Raw genomic sequence first — 25685 nt, forward strand, 5'->3', positions numbered from 1 at the left:
ATTTATAATTCTTTTACAGCAGCCTTAAACTGATTACCGCGGTCTTCATAATTTTTAAATAAATCAAAACTTGCACAAGCGGGAGACAACAATACCGTATTACCTTTTTTAGCTAAATGGTACGCAACCTGAACGGCCTCATGTGCCGAAAAAGTATTTACAATAACCTCCACATCATCCTCAAAGGCCTCATGAATCCTTTTATTGTCTTTACCTAAACATACAATTGCTTTAACTTTTTGCCGAACCATATCTTTCAGCATTTCATAATCATTGCCTTTATCAACACCCCCCATAATTAAGATCACATCAGCTCCTACACTTTCCAGCGCATACCAGGTCGAATTCACATTTGTTGCTTTCGAATCATTGATATAATCCACACCGGAAATTTTGGCTACATGCTCCAACCTATGCTCAATATTTTTAAAATCGCCCATACTTTCTCGTATCGACATATTTCTTATATCTAATACCTTAGCTACTATGCCCGATGCCATAGAGTTATAAATATTGTGCTTTCCCTGTAGGGCTAATTCTGTAATAGACATGGTTAATGGATCGTTTAGGTTTATATTGATGTGTATGTTGTTGCTCTCTAAGTATGCTCCGCTTTCAATCTTCTTCCTGATTGAAAATGGATACATTTTTGATTTGATCTCAGCATTTCTCAATGCTTTTATAGTCTCTTCATCATCAGCACAATAGATAAAAACATCATCACTGTCCTGGTTCTGGGTGATACGCATTTTTGATGCAGCATAATTCCCAAGTTTATAATCGTACCGATCCAAATGATCGGGTGTAATATTTAATAAAACAGCTACATCTGCTTTAAAACTGTACATGTCGTCCAGCATAAAACTGGAAATCTCTAACACGTACCAATCGAAATTTTCAGTTGCAACCTGCGCAGCAAAACTATGCCCTATATTACCCGCTAAACCAACATTTAACCCTGCGCTCTTTAAAACATGATACGTCAGCATCGTTGTCGTTGTTTTACCATTCGATCCAGTAATACAAATGGTTTTCGCATTGGTATAGCGTTTGGCAAATTCAATTTCAGATATTACCGGAATCCTCTTTACTTTAATTGTCTTTATAATTGGAGCCGTATCAGGAATCCCCGGACTCTTAATCACTTCAACAGCTTTAAGAATCTCTTCCTGTGTATGCTGCTGTTCTTCAAAAACGATGTTTAATTCTTGTAACCTCTTCTTATATTGAGACGAGATTACACCAAAATCAGATAAAAAAACATCAAACCCTTCTTTTTGAGCTAATATTGCAGCACCAACACCACTTTCTCCTCCACCTAGAATTACTATCCTCTGCTTTTCCATTATCTTAGTTTTAAAGTGATAATGGTTATGATTGCCAACAAAATGCTGATAATCCAAAACCGGGTTACAATTTTAGCTTCATGGTATCCCTTTTTCTGATAATGGTGATGCAATGGAGCCATTAAAAAAACTCTTTTACCCTCACCATAACGTTTTTTGGTATATTTAAAGTAAGTTACCTGCATAATCACAGATAAATTCTCAATCAGAAATACACCACACAATACCGGAATAAGAAGCTCCTTTCTGATCATGATTGCAAATGCTGCAATAATACCCCCTATAGCCAAACTTCCTGTATCTCCCATAAAAACCTGGGCAGGATAAGAATTGTACCATAAAAAGCCGACACAAGCCCCAACAAAAGCTCCAGCAAATATCATCAACTCACCCGAATTGGGGATATACATAATATTGAGATAATCTGCGATAACAGTATTACCTGAAACATAAGCTAACAATCCCAGTGTAATCCCAATAATAGCAGAGGTTCCCGTAGCAAGGCCATCAATACCATCTGTAATGTTTGCGCCATTAGAGACTGCAGTAACAATTATGACTACAAAGATTAAGAATACAAAAACTGCATATTTTTCATAGCCAGATCCCAAAAATTTCAAAACCTTGGCATAATCAAACTCATTATTTTTATAGAAAGGAACATTAGTTAGTGTCGATTTCACATCCTGTGTATAATAAAAACTCTCTCCCTTCTGTCTCAATACCATTGGTGCAGTCGCAGCTTTAGAAACACTAGCTTCATCAACTGTCTGCCTAACCACAATATTTGGGTTAAAATACATCGTCCAACCGATAATCAGCGCCAGCCCAACTTGCCCAACTATCTTAAATCTACCTGCTAAGCCTTCCTTATTTTTTCTAAAAACTTTAATATAATCATCAACAAAACCAATTACACCCATCCAAATGGTGGTTACAATCATCAGAATTACATAAATATTCGTTAGGTTAGCTAACAATAATGTAGGCACGAGAATTCCAAGCAAGATCATAATCCCCCCCATAGTTGGAGTACCTTGTTTTTGCATCTGACCTTCGAGACCAAGATTACGTACCGTTTCTCCCACCTGCATTCTATGCAGATAATTGATAATCCTCCTACCATAAACCGTAGTAATAATCAGAGAAATAATAATTGCCAATGAAGTACGGAATGTGATGTATTGAAACAATCTCAATCCAGGGAAATCATAATGCTGATTCAGATATTCAAATAAATAATATAACATTAGCCGACTAAGTTTAATTGTTCCATTAATACTTCCTTATCATCAAAATGATGCCTTACTCCATTTATTTCCTGGTATTTTTCATGCCCTTTACCTGCAAGTAGAATAATATCACCTGGTTTAGCTAAATGACATGCTGTTTTAATCGCTTCCCTTCTATCTATTATGCTCAACGTTTTACGTCTGTTAGTCGGAGAAACTCCTACTTCCATTTCCTCTACTATCGTTTGCGGATTTTCTGTCCTGGGATTATCTGAAGTCAAAATCACCTTATCACTCCAATCACAAGCAACCTGGGCCATAATAGGACGTTTTGTTTTATCACGATCCCCACCACAACCAATAATGGTAATCACCTGCTCAGTTCCCTTTCTGATATCCTGAATCGTGCTCAGCACATTCTGAACAGCATCAGGCGTATGTGCATAATCAACAATACCAATAATCCCGTTAGAAACTATATAATCAAACCTACCTTCAGCACCTGTCAGGTTACTCAGTGCAGTCAACACCGTCAGTTGATCCTGATCAAGCAACAAAGCTGTACAATAAACCGCCAACAGATTATAGGCATTAAATGAACCAACCAGTTTAAAGAAAACCTCAGTATGATCAACATCCAGATGCAATCCATTAAAACTATTTTCAATTATTCTAGCCTTAAAATCAGCCATTTGTTTTAAAGCATAAGTCTTCTTAACTGCCTTTGTATTCTGCAGCATCACCATGCCATTCTTATCATCAAGATTGGTTAAAGCAAAAGAAGAAGATCCCAGTCCATCAAAAAATGCTTTCTTAGCTTTAATATAATTGTCGAATGTTTTATGAAAATCAAGATGATCATGTGTTATATTCGAGAATACTCCACCAGCAAAATTTAATCCCTCAATTCTATGTTGCACTACTGCATGCGAACTCACTTCCATAAAGCAATAATCGCAGCCGGCATTTACCATATCCTGTAATAATGCATTCAACGCAATGGGATTTGGAGTTGTATGCGTTGCAGGAATAACCTGATCATTAATATGGTTATTAACTGTCGAGATTAAACCTACTTTATAACCAAGCTCCCTAAATAGTTTAAAAAGCAAAGTCGCAATTGTAGTTTTGCCATTCGTTCCAGTAATTCCAACCAGTTGCAAACTAGAAGAAGGATTCCCATAAAAATTGGCTGCCATTTTACCCAATGCAACAGAACTATCCGCTACCTGAATGTATGTCACCTCCTCTACGATTTCTTGAGGAATCTTTTCACAAACGATTACAGAAACACCCTTTTCGAGGACATTATTTATATAAGCATGCCCATCAGACACCGTACCTTTGATTGCAAAGAATACCGCATCACTAGCTACCTGTCTTGAATCGAACGTCAAAACACCAACTTCCCTATTGGTTTTTCCAACCAGGTTAGTTATAGTAATTCCATATAAAACATCTTGCAGCTGCATCTTATTGTAAATCTATTTGTACTGATAATCCTTTTCCTATTCTACTTCCGGCAGCAATAGATTGAGTTACAACTCTTCCGCTGCCTTTTACTTTGGCTTTTAAACCAGCGTTTCCTAAAAGATATAAAGCATCTTTTAACCCCATTCCACTCACGTCAGGCATCACTCCTTTTACCACATTATATTCCTCATACACAATACCATTGCTGGTATCCACACTATTAAAATAGTCAGACTTGGCAGCATATAGTGCTTTAATACCCAATGCATTATAAACTCTTTTAACAGCCTTACTATGACCAGCTTTAGCTTCAGGCTTAACGGTATTTCCTACAAAATGCTCAGGAATGTTGTTATACATTTCCATATCACTTGCATAAATACGGTCTGCAATCTCTTTAAATACCGGCCCAGCTACTGTTGCGCCGTAATAACCATTTTTCGGACCGTTTATTGATACCATAATTGAATATTTAGGCTTATCCGCAGGAAAATACCCACAGAAAGAAGCCTGATAGCTACGCTTACCCTTATATCCTCTGTTTGCATCTGCGACCTGGGCAGTACCTGTCTTACCTGCAACCCTATACAAAGGCGACCCCATCAGCTTGCCAGTACCTTTTGTTACCACATTCTCAAGCATAGCTTGCAACTTTCTAACTGTTTCAGGAGAACAGATCTCATCTTTAATTACTCTGGCTTGAAACTGTTCAATTGGATTACCTAAACGCCTGATCTCCTTAACAAAAATTGGTGCGATATATTTACCATTATTAGCTACAGCATTATAAAAGGCCAGTATCTGCAATGGCGTAATCTGCATTTCATAACCATAAGCCATTTGCGGCAAAGTCATATTCTTGTTCCAGGTTTTTGACTTTGGATTTTTTATTACAGGTTTAGTTTCACCAGGAATCTGCAATCCCAATCTCTCATTCATATGGATATCATATAAGTGATCTGTAAACTGAGACGGGTTATTCTGGTAATGCTGATTAACCAATTTAGCAATCGCTGTATTTGCCGATTGCTCAAATGCTTTCATTACTGTAACTGTACCTATCCCTCCATGAGAATCCCGGATAGTATGTGCAGGAATCCGATACGTACCATCACCGGTAGCCACCAAAGTATTTGTATCTACTTTCTTATCTTCCAGTAAAGCCATATACGATGCTAATTTGAAAGTGGATCCAGGATCCTGACTACCTCCTATCGCATAGTTAAATTTCTCTTCATAAACACCTTTGCTCACTCTCGTATAATTTGCCACAGCTCTAACCTCTCCGGTATTCACTTCCATCAAAATAACGGTACCATGATCAGCATCACTAATCTTTAACTGCTTTTCCAATGCACTTTGTGCAAGATCCTGCATATTTATATCAATGGTTGATATGATATCTGCACCTTCTTTGGGAGCAACCTCTGCCTCATCATTAACCGGCATCCAAACACCACCAGAAATCCTCTGTACCAATCTTTTACCACGTTCACCATTAATATAATCACCGTACGCACCTTCTAAACCTACACCATTATCCACATTCTCATTTTTATAGCCTATTGTCCTGGCAGCTAAAAATTTAAAAGGCCTGATTCTTTTATTTTGCTGAACAGCAATTAGTCCACCTGTATATTTCCCGATATTATATAAAGGGAAAGTTCTGATCGTTTTTAACTCTTGATAGCCAACTTTACGCTTGATCAATAAATAACGAATACTATCTCTGCGTGCATTACGCAAGTAACGAGAATACTCTTTAGGCGTTTTATCCTTAAAAAACTGCGACAGCTTCATTGCTAGTGAATCCACCTTCGAGTCAAAAATATCTTTATCCTGTATTCCACCCGCATACATATCCATACGCAATTCATACTCTGGAATAGAGGTAGCTAACAAACTCCCATCTACAGAATAGATATTCCCTCTCGCAGCATCAATATTGACATACTTTGTAGAGAGACTATCGGCCATGGCACGCCACTTATGTCCCTCCACAAACTGTACATCGCATAGTCTGACCAATACCGCCACGGCAAGCAGCACAATCAGTCCGAAAGACAGATAAACACGCAATAATATGTTATCTCTAATATTCATTACTGTTTATTACAATTTTTTTTGGTGGCTCAGTTAATTCCTTAATTCCTAACGTATCTACTTTCTTCGCTACTTCTGTCAGCTTACTCTTAAACATGAGGTCAGCCTTCAGCGATTTATATTCCCAACTCAGCTCTTTTACTTCTTTATTCAATTTGTCAATACTTCTGACATTCTTAATAGCCATATGACTATTGGCTATGTAAAGCATACATAAAACCGAAATAAATATCAAAAAAGGCAACATCTCCGTTGCTGACTCTTTACTAACCACACCTTCAGTAAATAACTTTCTAAAAAAAGCATTACTACCTTCAGTGTCTTTACGTTTAGGCTGAGGTTTAACCTTAATCTCTATCTCTTCCTCTAATTCCGGCTCTTCATCAAGATGCTCCCTAAACCTATTACTCATAACCTTTCCCCCACTCTTAATTTTGCACTTCTTGCACGGCTATTCCTTTCCAACTCTAGTTCATCTGCCACAATAGCTTTCCTTGTTATTGCTTTAAACGGCTTCTGTTCATTACCAAAAAAATCCTTATCCACTTCTCCTCTAAACTTTCCTTTTGCTATAAAATTCTTAACAGGCCTATCTTCTAATGAATGATAAGATATCACCACTAATCGACCACCAGGCTTTAAAACATCAGCAGTTTGAACTAAAAAATCCTCCAGAACCTGCATCTCTGCATTCACTTCAATACGCAAAGCCTGAAAAACCTGCGCCATATATTTATGCTCCTTACCCTTAGGAATATGAGCAGCAGCCACAGCTTTAAAATCAGCCAATGTTAAGACAGGCCGTTCTACACGCCCAGTTACAATCACCCTGGCCAAAGATTTTGCATTTTTCACCTCACCGTAAATACCAAAAATTTTATGCAATTGATCTTCCGTATAAGTATTCAAAACATCAGCTGCAGTTAACCTACCTTGCTTATCCATTCGCATATCAAGGGCTGCATCAAAGCGCGTCGAAAAACCTCTTTCAGGCTCATTAAACTGATGGGATGAAACACCCAGATCAGCAAGAATACCATCCACAGCTTTAAAACCCAGTAAGCGAAGATTATTTTTAAGGAAAGCAAAATTCTGATCAACAAAATGAAAACGTGGATCCTCAATTTTATTTCTTTGCGCATCTGGATCCTGATCAAAAGCAATCAACACACCTTTTTCACCTAAATTTTTAAGTATTTCCCGAGAATGCCCACCACCACCAAAAGTCACATCCACATATACCCCATCCGACTTGATGTTTAAACCATCAATACACTCTTTCAACAATACAGGAACATGATAATTACTTTCCATCTTCCCCCCTGTTTTTATTTCCCATTACTTCCTGAGCCAGGAAGGCGAAATTCTCCGGCTCACTATCGAACAAAGCTTCATAAGCTTTTTTGGACCAAACTTCAACCTTATCAAATTGACAAGCTAAGACAAGTTCATCACTAATCTCTATACCTACCGACTCCAATAAAGACTTCGGTAAATTCACCCTTCCAGTAGCATCGAGTGACAAAAGCGTCGCGCCACGAGTAAAATATCTAATAAACTCTCTGGTTTTTGGTTCATATTGGTTCAACTTACTCATCTCTTCAACCATACTCTCCCATACTTTTTTGGGATAAAGCACTAAATGCTTTTCAAAGCCACGGTTAATCACAAGTCCCTCACCTTCAACATCAGGCAATTGTTTTTTCAGACCGGAAGGCACCATCAAGCGACCTTTCGCATCCAATTTACAATCAAATTCTCCTAATAGTTGAACCATTTCTATGTGTACACTTTTTATGTAGTGTAAAAATAGATATTTCTACCACTTTTTACCACATTCTACCACAAAAAATTTTCAACATAATTTTTACCAGTATATTTCCGCCTTTAAAGCATCAAAAAGGCAGAAAATAAGGTGGTAAACAAAAACAGGCGTTTCGTAAAAACGAAACGCCTGTTTTAAAAATCACTCCTATTATTAGTCATTAATCGCCTTAACACCAGGCAATTCTTTTCCTTCCATATATTCCAACAATGCTCCACCACCAGTAGACACATAGCTAACTTTATCTTCTAAATTGAATTTAGCAATTGCCGCAGCCGAATCTCCACCTCCAATTAGTGAAAACGCACCGTTATTTTGTGTCGCAGCCACAACTGCATCTGCCACTGCACGTGTTCCTTGCTCAAAATTAGTCATTTCAAAAACCCCCATTGGGCCATTCCACAATAAAGTTTTAGAATCAGCGATCACTTTTGAAAACAACTCAACAGTTTTAGGACCAATATCCAATCCCATCCAATCTGCTGGAATTTTTCCTGAATCTACATTTCCCTTTTTAGCTTCATTATCAAATTTATCAGCTATAACAGTATCTAAAGGCAAATAAAGATTCACGCCTTTTGCTTTTGCTTTCTCTACTAGTTCCAGACACAAAGCCATCCTATCCTCTTCCAATAAAGAAGTACCAATCTCACCACCAGCAGCTTTAGCGAAAGTATATGCCATACCACCACCAATAATCAGGTTATCTACTTTTTCTAGCAAGCTTTCAATCAACAAAATCTTATCAGACACTTTAGCTCCACCCATAATTGCAGTAAAAGGCTTTTCAGCACCATGATTTACTTTTTCTGCATTTTTCAGCTCTTCAGCCATCAAATAACCAAAATATTTTTCCGTAGGAAAAAACTCAGCAACAATAGCTGTCGAAGCATGTGCACGATGCGCGGTACCAAAAGCGTCATTAACATATACGTTACCCAATTTTGCTAACTTTTCAGCAAAGACACGATCACCTTTTTCTTCCTCTTTGTAAAAACGAAGATTCTCTAAAAGCAACACTTGTCCTGGAACCAGATTTTTAGCTTTTTCAGTAGCTACAGCGCCAACACAATCGTCAGCAAATTTAACTTCAAGATCAAGCATTCTTGAAAGGTCACCCAATATGTGTTTTAACGAATATTTATCTTCAGGCCCACCTTTTGGACGCCCCAAGTGAGACATTAGGATCACAGATCCACCATCGTTCAATATTTTATTGATGGTAGGCAATGCTGCACGCATTCTTTTATCATCAGTAATGTTAAATTCATTATCCAAAGGGACGTTAAAATCTACCCTTACCAGAGCCTTCTTATCTTTGAAATTGCATTGATCGATTGTTCTCATTTTTAATTTTATCTTTTATTATTAAGGTTTGGTTTGCGGTTGTTTACGAAATGATTTGATCATATCAAAATGCGGACCTATTCCCTGCATCTCCGCGTGTGACACCAAATATAAGAAGCATTAGCCGATCTCAACTCATTAATTATAATTTTTAGCGATTTTTTGCACAAGATCAACCAACCTTGTAGAATATCCTGATTCATTATCATACCAACCAACAACTTTGACGAGATCACCGACTATTGAAGTCAGCTGCGCATCAAATACACATGAATGTGGGTTATCTAAAATATCTACTGATACAATTGCATCTTCAGTATACTCTATTATTGTTTTCATTTCATAATCAGCAGCTCTCTTAAATGCAGCATTGATTTCCTCTATAGTAGTCTGTGATTTTAAAATACAGGTAAAGTCTGTTAAAGAGCCATTCAACACAGGGACTCTTATTCCTGCACCTCCAAGTTTACCTTCCAGATGAGGAAAAATATTTGTAATCGCTTTTGCAGCCCCAGTGCTGGTAGGAATGATAGATGCTGAAGCAGCTCTGGCCCTTCTCAAATCTTTATGTGGAGAATCGTGCAGGCTTTGATCACCCGTCATCGAGTGTACAGTGGTAATATATCCATCCCTTATTCCCCAGTTATCGTCCAGAAGCTTAACCATCGGAGCCACATTATTGGTGGTACAGGAAGCATTTGAAAGGATTGGAGCTGTTAAATCAACTTTATCATCATTTACTCCAAGCACAATCATTGGTATATCTCTGTCAGCAGAAGGTGCCGAAATCAGCACTTGTTTTGCTCCAGCTTTTAAATGAAGTTCAGCTCCTGCTCGATTGGTAAACTTGCCTGTTGATTCTACCACAAGATCAATTCCTAAGCTTGCCCATGGCAAATCCTCAGGTTTAACCTTGTTATAAACTTGAATTTTCTTTCCATTAATAATTAAAGCTCCATCTTCATGTTTAACGTTTCCTTTAAATCCACGATGTACACTATCGTATTTAAAAAGATGAGCTAATGTTTCAGGATTACCCAAATCATTTATGGCTACAACATTGATATTTCGTTCAAGAGCAGTGCGTAAAAAAATACGCCCGATTCTTCCAAAACCATTAATTGCTAATTTCATTCTACTCGTATAAATATGTATGCAAAAGTACCCATATTCTTTAAATCAGCGGTAGTATAATAAGTCATAAAATCATCCCAAAAATGAGATTTTTATGGGATTTGAAATGAGCTGGATAGTCTGGTTATAAAGAGCTCTGCCAGTGCTCCTGTTTACTATTAATTTTATTTGATTTTTCCCGAACAAAGCAGAAGGAGAGAGCAAGGAGGTCCCTATTAAATTCGACATAACCACGAAGCCTGATACTAGCTTCATGCAAGCCCGATTTCGATTCGAAAAAATTGGATTAAAATTGAGAGGAAGATTTTCCTTTACTCGAACTTACCTTCTTTCTTCAACAGTTCAAAATATCTAGTAAGATTAATCCCCAGCGATTGTTCCAATGAAGCTTTGAAATCTTCAGGTTGAGGATGTTTCCCTTTCCACTGCTTAAAATACAACTGAAAAGCACTGTCCATTTTTTCTCTTCCTACCGAATTTTCCAGAATATACAACCACAAAGCAGGCTTAAGGTAAGAAGCTGTACTATAATCATCAGATGAAGCAAATTTCTCCGAAGGGATATCAATTGCAGATTTCATAGGAATCCCACTTAATGCCCCGTAAATAGAAGACAAGAACTCTTTGGCTGGCAATGCCTGAACTTCAATAGGGATATCGCCAAAAACAGAGTTAGCCCTATACTTTTCAGCCTCATACCTGAACTGAAAAAAGGTATTCAAACCTTCATCTAACCAGGCGTACTGGCGCTCATTGCTACCCAGCATACTCATAAACCAGTTGTGTCCTATCTCATGTGTGATTACACCGTCAAGATATTCTTTCTTTGCACCGGGACTTGTAATCAGTGTAATTGTTGGATACTCCATTCCACCACTTGATTCATTTTTAGGACCTTCCACTACCTGAACTATAGGATATTCATACTCTCCAATCCACTTACTATATTTTTTCACTGCATCTTTCGTATAATCAATGCTATAATTCCATAAGGTACTATCACTATCATGGTAATAAGTAAAGGCATCTACAATCCTCCCCGATTCAAGTTTTAAAGTATCATATTGAATTACAAAGCCCTTATCAGCAAACCATGCAAAGTCTGGTACATTATCGATCTTATAATTCAGTTTCTTTACACCAGTTTTAATTTTCGGGGTATATAGAATAGGCTTCGCTTTTCTATCAGCAACATTTTTTGAACCAATTTGCTTATACATTGCCAGTTCATCAGCGTTTTGCAAAACACCTGTAGCACCAACCACATAACTTGAAGGAACAGTAATATTCACATTGAAGGATGCATAATCGCTATAGTATTCGCCCATATCTAAATATGGGAACTCATGCCAGCCGTTTTTATCAAAAACTGCAGGTTTCGGGTACCATTGGCATACCATAAATTCACCTTCAGCAAATCCAGATCTGGAGAAATATGAAGGCAACTTCACATTAAAATCAGTAGTAATGATCACAGAATCTCCTGATTTCAATGGCGTAGCCAGATTCAGCTTAATCACATCTATATATTGAGGATTAGGATGAGCTTCCGTCTTTGCTACTTTCCCATTTACTTTAAAATTTAACCCATCTATACTACCATAGGTATACTTTTCCATCTTTTTTGCCCTCGCTGTATCATTTTTCAACTGATGGAACAAAGCAGTATTCTCATTCTTATAGGCATTTGGCCAGATATGAAACCAGATGAAATTAAGACTTGACGGAGAATTATTTTTATAGACGATCTTCTCAAAACCTTTTAAAGATTTATCCTGATCATTTAAAGTTACATCAATATTATACCTTACATGTTGCTGCCAATATTTTTCCTGTGCAAAAACAATTGAACTAAAAATAACAAGAATGAAGGTTAGACACTTTTTCATAAGCAACGTACTTTAAAACTAATAAACCTGTTATATACACAGGTCTGGAAAGGTAATAATTTTTTTAAAACCTATTGTATCACTATAACGTTTAATAATAACAAAGCTTTTAATTTCCCTTCAAATGAAACATCCAAAATCAAAAACCGAAAAAGTAAATGTTAACCTGACAAAGAAACACCCCCATCCAGATGCATTAGATAAATGGAACGATCGTTTAGATAAAAATCTGGAACCCGAACAAGAAGGGAATACTTTAGCAGATGAAAACGCAAGAGATTATTCGGAAAAACATGGCAGTGGGGATCAATCCGATAAAGATTAACTATCAGTAATTCAATCTAAGTCGGCAAATTCCCATGCACTTTTATACGCATCAATCTTTTCAGCATAAGTAATAAAATCAGCATAAAAAGGGAGTCTTGATAAAGTTGCACTATCTCCTATCACCACCAACTTTTTTCTTGCACGGGTCATGGCCACATTCATCCTGCGGATATCAGATAAGAATCCGATCACACCATCAGCATTACTTCTTGTCATTCCGATATAAACAATATCTCTTTCCTGTCCCTGAAAACTATCAATGGTATTCACAGATATTTTTTCAAGATAAGGCATTAAAATTGGATGGTTAAGCAGCAGGTCTTTGATCACATGTATTTGTTGCTTGTAAGGTGAAATCAATGCTATAGTCGGGAAATTTTGGATGTTGTAACTACTATTCACCTGTAACACTAACTGAGCTAAGTGCTTCAACAAGAATGCAGCCTCTTCAGTGTTATAAGTACTTGTTCCTTCAGTTTGTTCTTCAAAACCGCAACCAGCAGTATCCACAAAGTTTAGTGCAGTATCCTCAGGAAAAAGCAAATGATTTGCTACCGATTCATGTGCTTTTAATTTTCTACTGTAAAATACATCAGAAGAATACCCCATGATCTGCGCATTCATTCGATATTGTTCTTCAAGTAAAACAACAGCCCCAGGATGTAAAGCCACACACTTTTCCAATAAAGTAATACTTAAACCTGCTTTTGCAGCTTCATTAGACTTTATAGTTGGAGATAATTGACAATGATCACCAGCTAATATTACTTTCTTAGCTTTCAATATTGGAATCCAACATGCAGGCTCCAGGGCCTGTCCGGCCTCATCAATTACAACTGTATCAAACTTTCTGTCCTTAATCGTATAATGACTCGCACCTACCAAAGTTGCCGTAATTACCTGTGCCTTATCTATCAGATCTTCTACGATGTACTGTTCTGTGTTTGCAACAGATTTCATGATCTTATGCGCTTCGTCGAAAAGTGCTTTTCGCTGCTCCTTCTCTGCTCTTCCAAAATTCCTTTTGTACTTATGAGCCATATTTTTATACTCCGCAGCCTGTTTTTTCAAATCCTTAACCTCTTTGATACTGTTGTGAACAGCCATCTTGCTATCTAAAGTTAAAGAAAACAGTTTTTCAGAGACCCTTGCCGGATTACCAATACGCAAAACATTCATACCTTCATCAGCCAGTTTTTCACTTAGAAGGTCGACCGCAGTATTACTTGGTGCAACCACTAAAATCTGCTTCCCATATTGCTTAATTAATGCCTTAATTGCCTGTACCAGTGTGGTCGTTTTGCCTGTCCCTGGTGGGCCATGAACAATAGCTAAATGCTGTGCAGCGACAATATGATTTACTGCAAGTTGCTGAACTTCATTCAATTTCGGAATTGGATAATGAAAAATATCATCTGCAAAATAAGGTGTACCCGCACCTGTCAGCACTTTGATCAAATCATGATCATCCCCCTGCTCATTCAGATTAGCAGCACGTTTAACCGCTCCCTGCATTTCATCATAACTATGATCATCAAAAAGGACATCAATACCTAACTTACCATCTCTAGCCCAATCAGGCAATTCATCTGTACGTAAAGTAATTTTTAAACGACTACCTCCCTGATAAGCAATTACCCCTTCAACCCGATCATTTTTGGGATTATGATTCGAAAATAATACCGCAGGCATACCAAATCTTAACTGATGCGGTAAATCCTGATGAGTTGTCCGTTCTACTTCAACAGTTAAATAATCTCCCCTACTCATTTCTGAGCCGCGGATTGCAATGGGATACCAGGTTAAACCATTTGCTCTACGTTCTGCAACCGAAAGTGTTTCTTTCTGTTTGATATAGCTTTTCAGATCTTCCTCACGTTCAGTTTTTAGAAGATCAAGCAGTTTTTTAAAATATGGCATTCGCGCAAAGATAAGTATAAAGCTGTAACATAATGCGTCAGACCTAGATAAGGACTACCTAACGGAGACAAAATTTATTTTAATTCAACTATTTAGAATGAATATAAATAATAGGAACTATATTTATAGCCGAATCAAATCTTGTGGCAATCATCTAATGAAAAAAATTAATTGCGATGTGTATTAACAAAATATTAAGTCAAAAAGGACAAACGATAATAAGCAACTGCATAGGTTGCAAAACATTTTATATCTGGCACGACAATCTGATGTTGAGTTTTTCAGAGGAGGCATTCTCATCTTTTAAAGAAGTCCTCAACAGCCTTTGCTTTGAAGACAGATGCCTTCCATTTCCTGGTGGGGAAGAAAGAATAATCCTGCACACGCCTCATGATGACATCAGCTTCGCATTTGCTGAGGAAGAATTTGAATTGTGCAAAGCAGCAATCGATGAAGCTATTTTTATGAAAGAAGTGTACGAATTGATGCAATGAGCAAGTGTTGATGCTGCCTTTTTTAGCAGCATCAATATATTTTTATTCTTCCATTGTATTTTTCAGTTTCATCAACAAAGAATAAGCACCCTTTACCACAATCTTCTTTCCGTCCAATGCTGAATCTATCGCAGTGTACCCCTGATCTGTATTCCCCTTATTCACCTCCGTCATTTTAAAGGTATTATTCCCTTTATCGATAAATACATAATCTTTATTTTCAAAACTAACCAATGCATCATCGGGTAAAGCACCTATGATACCTTTATCTAAGTGCAGCTCAGCATTCATATACATTCCCGGCACAAGTGCCCGGTCCTGCTGTTTAAAATCACATTGAACAATAGCGCTTCTTTCATCACCCAGTGATCTGCTAACCAATTTCACCTTAGTACTGTACTTTTTATCCGGAGATGAATTGCTATATACAACAACCTCCTGTCCGATTTTGATTTTGTTCAGGTCTTTTTCAAACACAGTAAGATTAAGGTGGATGTTATTCGGATTTACCAACTCAAAAAGTATATCTGAAGGCAGTACATATTTTCCAATATTCACATTCACCTTACTCACATAACCATTAATTGGTGAATAAATTCTAATTGCACGGCTGATGTTATTTTCGGTTAGCTTAGCCGGCTCAATTCCAATAAGCCTTAACTTCTCTGCGAGTGCTTTATACTCAATATTCAAAGTCCTAAAGTCCATCTCTGCCATTTGTAAAACCTTATCACTTGCAGCTTTAGAGATATTCAGCTCCCGTTGTCTGCTGTATTCTTTGCCTGCATAAGCCAATTTATTCTTTGTACTAAGATAGTCCTGTTGCAATTGAATATACTGAGGATCTTCCATCACAGCCAAAAGCTGTCCCTTTCGAACTTGGGTACCCTGAAGCATATCTGTAGATTTCAAATACCCACCTAAAGGAACACTTACTGAGACCATATTTTGAGGGGGGGCATCAATTTGCCCACTCAGTTTCAATGTACTGCTGATATTTTTAGCTTGTACATCCTGCACCTGTAAATCAATTTGCTTCGCTTGCTCAGGACTAAGTTGTACGATACTTTCATCCACGGGAGCTGCTACCTTTGCTTCCTCCTTAGCACTGCTGACACAACCATAGATAAAAACAGCAACAAGCAAAAGGAATATATATTTTAATGTAATAGATTTCATTTTTATTTTGATAAAAGGTAATTCAATTGAATAATACTATTGTTTAAGTCATTCACAGCATTTAAATAATCCAGACGCAAGGATAAAGCCTGTTGATTCAGCACAGTCCACTCCAGGTAATTGATTTCACCTTTTTGCAACTGTCTGTTCAAAGTCTGTGTAATATCTTTTGCATTTTTTAAGCCACTGCTTTCAAAGTCATTTACAATCTCCTGATTCTTTTTAACTTGACTTAGCACATCTTCCAGTTCTGCTTTTAATTGCTTTCCTGCATAAGCAGTCTCATTTTTAGTAATATCCTGAAATGTTTGTGCAGACTTTATTCTGGCTTTTTGTCCTCCATAAAAGATAGGAATCCCAAGCCCCAACTGAAAAGAATGAAACCGGGACCCGAGGTCATAATTCAATCCGTTCTGAATACTCATATTATTGTAGCCCAAATTAATTTCAGGCAATAATTTTGATTTTTCAACTCCTGTTGCCGCTACAGCAACTTTCTCTTTTTGTAAATAGAGTTTAAAAAGAGGGTGATTTTCCAATGCTGCCTGATCTGTAGCACTCACCTGCATCTTGTAACTTTCCGATTGTGGCAAACGCAATTCCGAGCTATTGATCAATAACATAAATTGTTGCTGTAATGAAACAGCCTCTTTATGCAATTCTTTCCGTTGCTTGTTCAACTGTGTCAATTGATTCTCTGTACTCGCTTTCTCCAACATATTTGTCTCCCCAGCCTTAAAACGCAGGTCAGCTACTCGGAGTAACTCCCTGTAAGCACTATCCATTGAGGACAATAAAGTTTGTTTTTCAGCTATGACCAGCATTTCATAAAACACTGCAGTCGTCAGTCTTTTAATTTCAGACTGCTTTAAATCCACCTCCAACAATGTTGTTTTCCACTCCTCCAACAATTGCTTTTTTTGTCGGCTATACACTGTTGGAAAGCTAAGGCTTTGATTCACTGCAATGGCATTATCTAGCAGATCGCTATTAAATTTCCCATACTGAGCAGATATGCTGGCTTGAGGGATATCGTTAGCCGTTTTTATCAATTGTCTGGCTTGTTCTGCTCTTAATTTCTGATTGTTCAGCAGCATGTTTCCCTTTGCTGCACTATCTAACGCTTCTGTCAAAAGAATTGGCTGTTGAGCTGTTGATGGCAAGAAAGCAAACAATAACAATATTATCGTAACGATCTCTTTCTTAATTTTCCGTGGCTTTATACCTTTTTCAAAAGCAATGTATAATATTGGTAATACAAAAAGCGTAAGCAAGGTAGCAATCATCAATCCACCAATAACCACTGTCGCCAATGGCCGCTGTACAGCAGCACCTGCACCGTTACTTATGGCCATAGGCAAAAAACCTAAAGAGGCCACAAAAGCAGTCATCAAAACAGGCCTTAACCTTGTTGTTGTTCCCTGCAATACCACATTTCTCATATCTGTTTCTCCTGAAGCTCTAATTCTGTTAAACTCTGCGACTAATACAATACCATTGAGCACTGCTATTCCGAATAATGCAATGAAACCAACTCCAGCGCTGATACTAAAAGGCATTCCCCTCATAGCAAGAAATAAAATCCCACCAATTGCTGATAATGGGATTGCTGTATAGATCAGTAATCCATATTTTATTGAATCAAAAGCAAAATACAATAAGATAAAAATGAGTATCAGAGATACTGGAACAGCGACCGACAATCGCGATTTGGCTTCGTTCAGATTTTCAAAAGAACCACCATAACTAATGGTGTACCCAGTAGGCAATTTGATCTTTTCACTTACTTTGTCCTGCAATTCTTTCACAATGCTCTCTACATCGCGTCCATTTACATTAAAGCCGACTAAAACTCGGCGTTGCGTATTCTCACGCTGTATCTGGCTCGGACTATCTACCAATTCTACCGTAGCCACCTGGCTCAAACGAATCTGACTTCCCGATGCTGTTGGAATCAATAGATTTTGCACATCAGAAATGTCTTTTCTATTTTCATTCTCCAGTCTCACTACCAGTTCAAAACGCTTCTCGCCCTCAAATACAAGACCGGTACTCTGGCCTGCAAATGCAGCATTAATGTTTCTATTTACATCAGAGATATTCAATCCATATTGCGCAATAGCCGGTCTGTTATACTTAATAACAATTTGAGGTGTTCCGGTAATTTGCTCCACATACTGTTCCGTAGTACCTTCTACACTTCTTACTATATTCCCAAGCTGTTTTGCATAAATGCCCAATGTATCCAAATCTTCTCCAAAGATTTTACACACCACATCCTGTCTTGCGCCCGTCATCAGCTCATTAAAACGCATTTGTACCGGAAACTGGAAGCTCGTTGTAATACCCGGAACTTCACTTGCGGCTTTACCCATTTTTTCAGAAAGTTCATCGAATGACTTTGCCGAGGTCCATTCACTCTTCTTTTTTAGGTTGATGATCATATCACCCATATCCATTGGTAAAGGTTCTGTAGGCACCTCACTACTTCCAATTTTAGTTACAATATTCTTTACTTCCGGAAATCTTTCTTTTAATATGGCCGCTACCTTTTGTACATTCTCTATTGTAGTATTCAAGCTACTCCCCGAAAGCACCCTGGTTTCTACGGCATAATCACCCTCTTCAATTGATGGAATAAACTCTCCGCCCAGCCTGGTCAATAAAAAAACCGAAATCACAAATAAAGTGATTACCATAGCGATAAGCACCTTAGGAATGTTTAAAGCTTGTTTTAATAGCTTACTGTATCCAGATTCTACTTTCGCCATCAATCGATCTGAAAAATTCTTTTTATCGCTGATTTTCTTACTTAAAAAGATGCTGCTTAACATTGGAATATAAGTCAATGACAAGATAAAAGCTCCTAAAAGGGCAAATGCAACAGTTTGCGCCATAGGTTTAAACATTTTACCTTCAATTCCCTGCAAACTAAAAATCGGGAGGTAAACGATAAGGATAATGATCTGCCCAAACACCGCACTATTCATCATTTTAGATGAGGCACTTTTCACTTCCTTATCCATATCCTGCTGCGACAAAGTCCGCAGCCCTGTAAACTTTTTATGATGATAGAGCTGATGCATGACTGCCTCAACGATAATGACCGCCCCATCTACAATCAAGCCGAAATCGAGTGCTCCAAGACTCATTAAGTTTCCACTCACCCCGAACAGGTTCATCATGATCACGGCAAACAGCATAGAAAGTGGAATAACCGAAGCAACGATCAAACCAGCACGGGCATTCCCCAAGAACAACACCAATACAAACACCACAATCAATGCACCTTCCATCAGATTAGTCTGAACCGTACTTATTGCATTACTCACCATGTCAGTGCGATCAAGGAAAGGTTCAATTGATACCCCCTTTGGTAAAGTTTTCTGAATTTCAGCAATCTTATCTTTGATACTTTCAATAACCACATTGCTGTTGGCTCCTTTCAACATCATCACAATAGCTCCCGAAACTTCACCTTCATCATTATAAATTAAGGCTCCATATCTTGTAGCTGCACCAATTTTCACTTCAGCTACGTCACGAATCAACAAAGGAACATTGTTACCTGTATTTTTGATCACTACATTTTCGATATCTTCCTTATTACCGATCAACCCTTCACTCCTGATATAGAGCACAGTAGATTGTTTTTCGATATATGAGCCACCTGTATTCTGGTTATTACTTTCCAATGCATTAAAAACATCTGCAATAGTAATTCCCTGAGCTTGTAACTTAGCGGGATTAATGGCAACCTCATACTGTTTAAGTTTACCGCCAAAGCTGCTCACTTCAGCAACACCTTTAACGCCTAAAAGCTGCCTTCTGACTATCCAATCTTGTATCGTACGCAGTTCAGTGATGTCATATTTATCTTCATAACCTTTTTCAGCTTTTACGACATATTGGTAAATTTCACCCAGACCGGTGGAAATAGGTCCCATCTCAGGCTTGCCGATTCCGTCTGGAATACTAGCCTGAACCGTCAGTAAACGTTCGGACACTTGTTGTCTCGCCCAATAAACATCTACATCATCATTAAAAACTAAAGTAACGAGTGATAATCCGAAGCGACTGTAGCTTCTGATTTCTTTAATCCCTGCAATATTACTACTAGCTTGTTCAACTGGAAAAGTAACTAGTCTTTCGATATCTGTTGCACCATAAGAAGGTGCGGAAGTAATGATCTGCACCTGATTATTTGTGATATCAGGCACCGCATCTACCGGGAGTTTTCTCAATTCAAAAACCCCGTATATAATTAGCGCAATTGTAAATAGCGCTACTATGAGTTTATTCTTTACAGAAAACCCAATGATTTTATTCAACATAAAATTAGTATGATTTATTCTTTGAAGAGTCCAAAAGGCCATATAAAACTAGGAACAACATCATGTTGAATTCTTCAACATAACCCATTCCGTAAACAAGAATTAAATCAAAGATTTTGGCGGTTGCCAAATGCTTCCCGTAAAAGTATGGTGAATATCCTCATCATTATAGACTGATGGGCGTTCTAAATCCAGGATAGCAAGATTTTTTATAATAAACTTATTAGATGGTGGAATCGCGGGATTCGTTAAAACAGAATTTTGCTCTACCGATTTAAAAGGTAATTGATTGTCCCTTTCTTCATCATTATCTGTATGCGGAATAGAATTATAATGATCAATCAAATAAACTGAAAAGGTAATCTCTTCATTTATAACCTTATGCTCATAATAATGTTGAAAAAGTAAAGGCAGCTTTATCAGTTCCTGCAATTCGGTAGAGAAAATGAGGATAGTAAAAGCTATAAATATGGAAATCTGCTTCTTCAACATGGGCAAATGTAGCTATTTCACAAACACTCGTCAACCAAATATAGAATTGACTCATAATTTTTACTTACCGCATCAGACATAGCCATTTCGCATGTTTTAGCAGTAGAGTAATATCCTTCATATTCCTTTTTTTTCACTTCATTCGCTTCCGGAGCCGTTGCCGCAGCAGTCAGTTCAGGAAATAGGAAACCTCTATCTCCAGCCATACCACAACATCCTGCATTTAGAGGAACATCCACCTGTTGCGCAAAATGACTGGCAATCTGGAACAACTTAGTCTCCAATCCCATCTTTTTTAAAGTACAAACAGGATGCAACACAATACTATCCTTTTTACGAACCTCTTTCAATACAGGAAGGACATGATCATATAGATAGTCAATGCTGTCAATAATATTCATCTGATCAAAATATGCCCGATTCTGATCAGAAAGTACAGTACGACAATGCTGTAAAGTATGCGTACAAGAACTTACGTCCAGTACAATAGGTAGCTTGCCACCTGATGTCCAGGCCCAGAGTTTTCTCACCGTTTCATTTGCAGTATAAACGTATGCATCCTGATAACCTTTAGAAGAGAACAACTGTCCACAACATGAACTATTGATATCATCAGGCACCAATACTTTGATCCCTGCTTTTGCAGAAACACTCATAAACGTTTCCGGCATACTCTTCTTATTATCTTTCGCACCTCCCATCATCCGATTAATACAGGTAGGAAAATAAACCACAGCTCCATCACTATCTCCGTAAATCCGCCCCTTTGTGGCCTGTAATTGATTACTCCAGAGTGGCATAGCAGGAATGACTTTTTTTAGTCCACCTGTAATACTCCTCATGGTAGATTCACCAAATACACTGTTTATACCATCGCCAACTTTAACTGCGGCACCTACAACAAACGCAGTGGCTCCAAAATTCTTTGCTACCATTACAGCCAGACTGTTAGCTGTTTTGCTATGATTTTCTCTACGTAAACGTTTAACTAGATCACCTGTATTGATATCAACCGGGCAAGCAGTTGCACACAAACCATCAACCGCACAAGTATCTAAACCATCGTATTGATATTCATTAACCAACAAATCAAAATCGCGTTTATTACCTTGTGCTTTTAACCCTGCAAGCTCCCTCCTTACCACAATTCTTTGCCTTGGAGTCAATGTCACATTACGACTCGGACATTTATGTTCACAATAACCACATTCAATGCATTTATCCACCTCTTGCTCTACTGAAGGCAAAGGCTTTAAATTTGCGATATGTGCTTTTTTATTATCATTGATGATGACACCTGGATTTAACAGATTTTGTGGATCAATAACCGCCTTTAAGGTCTTCATGATTTCATAAGCCTCTCCACCCCATTCTGTTTCAATAAATGGCGCCATATTGCGCCCCGTTCCATGTTCGGCCTTTAAAGTTCCATCATAAGTTTCGACCACTAGTGTTACTACATCCTGCAAAAACAAATCATAGCGTTCTATTTCAGCTGCCGTATGAAAAGCCTGCGTAACTACAAAGTGAATATTACCATCTTTAGCATGGCCAAAAATGATGGCTTCATGGTATTCATATTTTTTAAATAAAGCCTGAAGGTCAATAATAGCATCCCCAAGTTTTGCTACCGGGAAAGCGATATCCTCTAAAATAACCGTTGTACCACTAGCCCTTACTGCCCCAACTGCCGGAAACATACCTTTCCTCAACTTCCAGAAAAAGGCTTGTTCCTTCGCATCCTCTGTAAATACAGGAGATTCCAACATAGACAAATTACCTGCAGAAGCCATAAACAAATTGGTTTTAGCATGCAGATCATCCAAACTATTTGCTTGAAATTCTACCAATAAAGCAGCTGCAGAGTCAGGCAAAGTTTTTAAACGGTTCGGAACACCTTTTAAACTATCAATAGACCTTAAAGATGCTCTATCCATCAATTCAACTGCTTCTGCACCAGAAACAGTTAAAGGTATAATGGCTTGGCAAGCGGCATACATATCAGGAAAATATAAAAATGCAGTTGTTTTATAAGGATAATCAGGAACAGTCTCCATTACTGCTTCTGCAATAAATCCAAGTGTACCTTCAGCTCCTATTAAAAGATGGACTAACACATCCAGGGGATGATCATGATCTATAAATGCATTTAATGAATAACCAACTGTATTTTTAGTTTCGTACTTTCTACGTACCCGATCATACAGCTCCGCATTATTTTTAAGCTGCCCTTGCATACTCTTTATCGCCGTATAAATATTATTGCAATCTTGCTCAAAACGACTGTAATCTCCAGGATTCTCGGTACTAAAAATCTTTCCATCAGGCAAAATGAAACGAATATGTTTGGTAGTATGATAAGAGTTAAGCTTAACACCACAACACATCCCACTAGAATTGTTAGACAAAATCCCTCCCATCATTGCCGCATCAATACTTGATGGATCTGGACCAATTTTTCTTTTATATCGTTTTAAATAAGCATTTACCATACTCCCGGTAATCCCAGGCTGCACCCTCACCTGTTGCCCATCATTTTCAATCTGCATCTTGTTCCAATACTGGCTTAAATCAACCAGAATCCCATCGGTAATAGACTGTCCGGATAAACTGGTACCGCCTGTTCTGAAAGTTAGCGGAATACGATTTTCATGAGAAAATCTGAACAAAGCAATGATTTCTGATTCAGCTATTGGTTGTACAACAGCTTTAGGCCGCAAATAATAGAAGCCTGCATCAGACGCATAGGCAACAAGGTCAATGAGACGTGATTTAATACGTGTTTTGGGTAAAATACTTTCTAAAAGTTCTCCAGTTTCCATTTAAAGACAAAATACTTATACAGGCAATACCTATAGGGTGATATACAATGCAATAAACAAAGAAACAATAAAATTAATAAGCAGTCAACAGGTACTGATGAATACTATGTATGCATCTTCAAAATGCCTAAAAAAATGAACAAGTCACATAACAGGAAGTAAGCTAAATGAACAAAGTGAACGAAACTATCTAACAGCGCTTTTATTATTTTCGTTACCATGTTGGCCAAACATAGGCGTAACCTGAAAAGCCTTAGATGAGTAGGGAAGTAAAAAAATTATAATCATCCTTAGTATGAAAAAATTAGATTTAAACAATCTTGGTGTTCAAGAATTGAATGCAACAGAAATGACAAAAGTTGAAGGTGGTGGTTTATTAAACCTTAATCTTTTAGGCGGTCTTGGTTTAGGCGGTTTACTTGGTGCTTTAACTCCAGTTACAGGTGCTGTAAAAAGCGTACTTAACGATACGTTTTCTTTCCTTAACAAGCAATTAAATACTGTTTTAGGCTCATTAGGCGGTCTATAAGAACAAAATAAATAGCCGTTATCCTGAAAAAGATAACGGCTATTTCAATATATACCAGCTAAATGTCTCTATCCTCTTATTCTACAGAAAACATTTCCGGGACTTCCCTGGTCTACCGTTCTCAAATCAACAGATCAACACAAATCATTTACCTGGTTACCATTACGTTTCTTTTGCTGACCATTGCTGCATTACCCTTTATCAAAACTTCTATCAGTGTAAAAAGCGGTGGACTATTACAGTCGTCCATCGAAAAAACTGAACTCATTGTTCCGGTTAACGGTCGCCTGATAAAAGTTCAGTTGAGCGATAATAAAAAGGTTAAACAAGGCGAGACCTTAATTACCATTGATGCTTCCTCAGCCAAACAGCAAGGCAACATTGTTCAGACTCAACAAGGTCAGACATCAGCTTTCCTACAAGACATTCGCACTTTATTAGTGTATATCAATAGAAATGGTTTTAGCTATCCACCCCTGAAAACCGGACAGTATACAGCTTCATGGCAACAATTTGTACAGGAACTGGAAAATGCGCGTATCAATAAAGACCAGGCATCGAGTACTTTTAACCGCTACAACAAGCTATTTCAAAATAAAGCAGTCACAGAGTCCGAATATGAGCGCTATAAATTCGAATATGAACAATCCGAATCAGCATATAAGCTCATTATCAACAAGTATAAAACACAATGGCAAACAGAAGCCAACTCTTTACGCACAGAACTGCAACAATTAAGTGGACAACAGATTGAGCTGAATGAGCAAAAGAAACAATATATAGTAAAATCACCTATTGACGGCTCCATTCAAAACCTGACAGGAATACAAGAAGGTGCTTATGTTTTTGCCAACCAAAAAATTGGTGAAATATCGCCAGATGCAGCATTAACTGCCTTTTGCTATGTTAAACCATCTGATATTGGCCTGATTAAAAAAGGACAGGAAGTACGCTTTCAGATTGATGCCTATAATTATAACCAATGGGGATTAGTGACTGGTCAGGTACTGGATATTTCGGATGATATTATCCTAGTAGACAACCAACCTGTATTTAAGGTAAGATGCGAATTAAAAACAGATCATTTAATGCTGAAGAATGGCTATAAGGGATTCCTAAAAAAGGGCATGACCTTTACCGCTCGTTTTACAGTAACAGAACGTAGTTTCTTTCAGCTTCTGTATGATAAAGTTGATGACTGGGTAAATCCAAATGTAATAGGGAGGGCATAAATCAGGT

At 37.8% G+C, this 25685-nt stretch carries 19 protein-coding genes; 4 read left to right on the forward strand and 15 right to left on the reverse strand.

From position 1 onward, the window contains the following. Window positions 1-2: 2 nt before the first annotated feature. From murD to ABDJ41_RS08825, 10 genes are all read right to left on the reverse strand, one after another. A complete protein-coding gene (gene murD, locus ABDJ41_RS08780) occupies window positions 3-1346 on the reverse strand; it encodes a UDP-N-acetylmuramoyl-L-alanine--D-glutamate ligase (RefSeq protein ID WP_349785562.1) in 1344 nt (447 codons plus the stop codon). Continuing rightward, window positions 1346-2596 carry a phospho-N-acetylmuramoyl-pentapeptide-transferase gene (gene mraY, locus ABDJ41_RS08785; protein WP_349785564.1) on the reverse strand — a complete coding sequence of 417 codons (1251 nt, stop codon included), beginning with the start codon at window positions 2594-2596 and terminating at the stop codon, window positions 1346-1348. The genes murD and mraY overlap by 1 nt, the downstream gene beginning before the upstream one ends. Beyond that, on the reverse strand, window positions 2596-4050 hold the full coding sequence (locus tag ABDJ41_RS08790; protein ID WP_349785565.1) for a UDP-N-acetylmuramoyl-L-alanyl-D-glutamate--2,6-diaminopimelate ligase: 1455 nt from the start codon (window positions 4048-4050) through the stop codon (window positions 2596-2598). The genes mraY and ABDJ41_RS08790 overlap by 1 nt, the downstream gene beginning before the upstream one ends. 1 nt (window position 4051) lies before the next feature. Next, window positions 4052-6154, reverse strand: coding sequence for a PASTA domain-containing penicillin-binding protein (locus ABDJ41_RS08795; RefSeq protein WP_349785566.1), 2103 nt, complete (start codon window positions 6152-6154; stop codon window positions 4052-4054). Beyond that, complete coding sequence (locus ABDJ41_RS08800) at window positions 6144-6566, reverse strand: FtsL-like putative cell division protein (RefSeq protein ID WP_349785567.1); 423 nt, start codon at window positions 6564-6566, stop codon at window positions 6144-6146. Before ABDJ41_RS08800 ends, ABDJ41_RS08795 begins: the two co-directional genes overlap by 11 nt. Further along, a complete protein-coding gene (gene rsmH / locus ABDJ41_RS08805; RefSeq protein WP_349785569.1) occupies window positions 6563-7468 on the reverse strand; it encodes a 16S rRNA (cytosine(1402)-N(4))-methyltransferase RsmH in 906 nt (301 codons plus the stop codon). Before rsmH ends, ABDJ41_RS08800 begins: the two co-directional genes overlap by 4 nt. Further along, window positions 7458-7931 (reverse strand): division/cell wall cluster transcriptional repressor MraZ, encoded by a 474-nt coding sequence (gene mraZ, locus ABDJ41_RS08810; protein ID WP_349785570.1) that lies wholly within the window; start codon window positions 7929-7931, stop codon window positions 7458-7460. The genes rsmH and mraZ overlap by 11 nt, the downstream gene beginning before the upstream one ends. Window positions 7932-8132: 201 nt before the next feature. Continuing rightward, entirely contained in the window at window positions 8133-9326 is a 1194-nt protein-coding gene (locus ABDJ41_RS08815; RefSeq protein ID WP_349785571.1) for a phosphoglycerate kinase, read from the reverse strand. 138 nt (window positions 9327-9464) lie between these two features. Beyond that, on the reverse strand, window positions 9465-10460 hold the full coding sequence (gap, locus tag ABDJ41_RS08820) for a type I glyceraldehyde-3-phosphate dehydrogenase (RefSeq protein WP_349785572.1): 996 nt from the start codon (window positions 10458-10460) through the stop codon (window positions 9465-9467). A 311-nt stretch (window positions 10461-10771) separates the two neighbouring features. Continuing rightward, complete coding sequence (locus tag ABDJ41_RS08825; protein WP_349785573.1) at window positions 10772-12349, reverse strand: M1 family metallopeptidase; 1578 nt, start codon at window positions 12347-12349, stop codon at window positions 10772-10774. Window positions 12350-12473: 124 nt separating this feature from the next. Here ABDJ41_RS08825 and ABDJ41_RS08830 point away from each other — a divergent pair, with 124 nt between their 5' ends. Continuing rightward, window positions 12474-12674 (forward strand): hypothetical protein, encoded by a 201-nt coding sequence (locus ABDJ41_RS08830; RefSeq protein ID WP_349785574.1) that lies wholly within the window; start codon window positions 12474-12476, stop codon window positions 12672-12674. 11 nt (window positions 12675-12685) lie between these two features. On the opposite strand, the gene ABDJ41_RS08835 is transcribed toward ABDJ41_RS08830, so the two are convergent. Then, window positions 12686-14596, reverse strand: a complete 1911-nt coding sequence (locus tag ABDJ41_RS08835) for an AAA domain-containing protein (protein WP_349785575.1) — start codon at window positions 14594-14596, stop codon at window positions 12686-12688. A 176-nt stretch (window positions 14597-14772) separates the two neighbouring features. Here ABDJ41_RS08835 and ABDJ41_RS08840 point away from each other — a divergent pair, with 176 nt between their 5' ends. Further along, a complete protein-coding gene (locus ABDJ41_RS08840; protein ID WP_349785576.1) occupies window positions 14773-15090 on the forward strand; it encodes a DUF6686 family protein in 318 nt (105 codons plus the stop codon). Between the two features lie 42 nt (window positions 15091-15132). Here ABDJ41_RS08840 and ABDJ41_RS08845 read toward each other — a convergent pair whose 3' ends face one another. From ABDJ41_RS08845 to ABDJ41_RS08860, 4 genes are all read right to left on the reverse strand, one after another. Next, window positions 15133-16269, reverse strand: coding sequence for an efflux RND transporter periplasmic adaptor subunit (locus tag ABDJ41_RS08845; RefSeq protein WP_349785577.1), 1137 nt, complete (start codon window positions 16267-16269; stop codon window positions 15133-15135). Between the two features lie 2 nt (window positions 16270-16271). Further along, the gene (locus tag ABDJ41_RS08850; RefSeq protein WP_349785579.1) at window positions 16272-20603 is read right to left on the reverse strand and encodes a CusA/CzcA family heavy metal efflux RND transporter; all 4332 of its coding nucleotides are present in this window, start codon (window positions 20601-20603) and stop codon (window positions 16272-16274) included. Between the two features lie 102 nt (window positions 20604-20705). Continuing rightward, window positions 20706-21095 carry a hypothetical protein gene (locus ABDJ41_RS08855; RefSeq protein ID WP_349785580.1) on the reverse strand — a complete coding sequence of 130 codons (390 nt, stop codon included), beginning with the start codon at window positions 21093-21095 and terminating at the stop codon, window positions 20706-20708. Window positions 21096-21112: 17 nt separating this feature from the next. Next, window positions 21113-23917 (reverse strand): FAD-binding and (Fe-S)-binding domain-containing protein, encoded by a 2805-nt coding sequence (locus ABDJ41_RS08860; protein WP_349785581.1) that lies wholly within the window; start codon window positions 23915-23917, stop codon window positions 21113-21115. A gap of 295 nt (window positions 23918-24212) precedes the next feature. Between ABDJ41_RS08860 and ABDJ41_RS08865 the strand changes: the two genes are divergently transcribed. Further along, a complete protein-coding gene (locus tag ABDJ41_RS08865) occupies window positions 24213-24446 on the forward strand; it encodes a hypothetical protein (RefSeq protein ID WP_349785582.1) in 234 nt (77 codons plus the stop codon). A gap of 62 nt (window positions 24447-24508) precedes the next feature. Continuing rightward, window positions 24509-25678: an HlyD family secretion protein gene (locus ABDJ41_RS08870; RefSeq protein ID WP_349785583.1), complete on the forward strand. Its 1170-nt coding sequence runs from the start codon at window positions 24509-24511 to the stop codon at window positions 25676-25678. Window positions 25679-25685: the final 7 nt, after the last annotated feature.

Source organism: Pedobacter sp. ASV1-7, from assembly GCF_040203335.1.
Classification (GTDB): domain Bacteria; phylum Bacteroidota; class Bacteroidia; order Sphingobacteriales; family Sphingobacteriaceae; genus Pedobacter.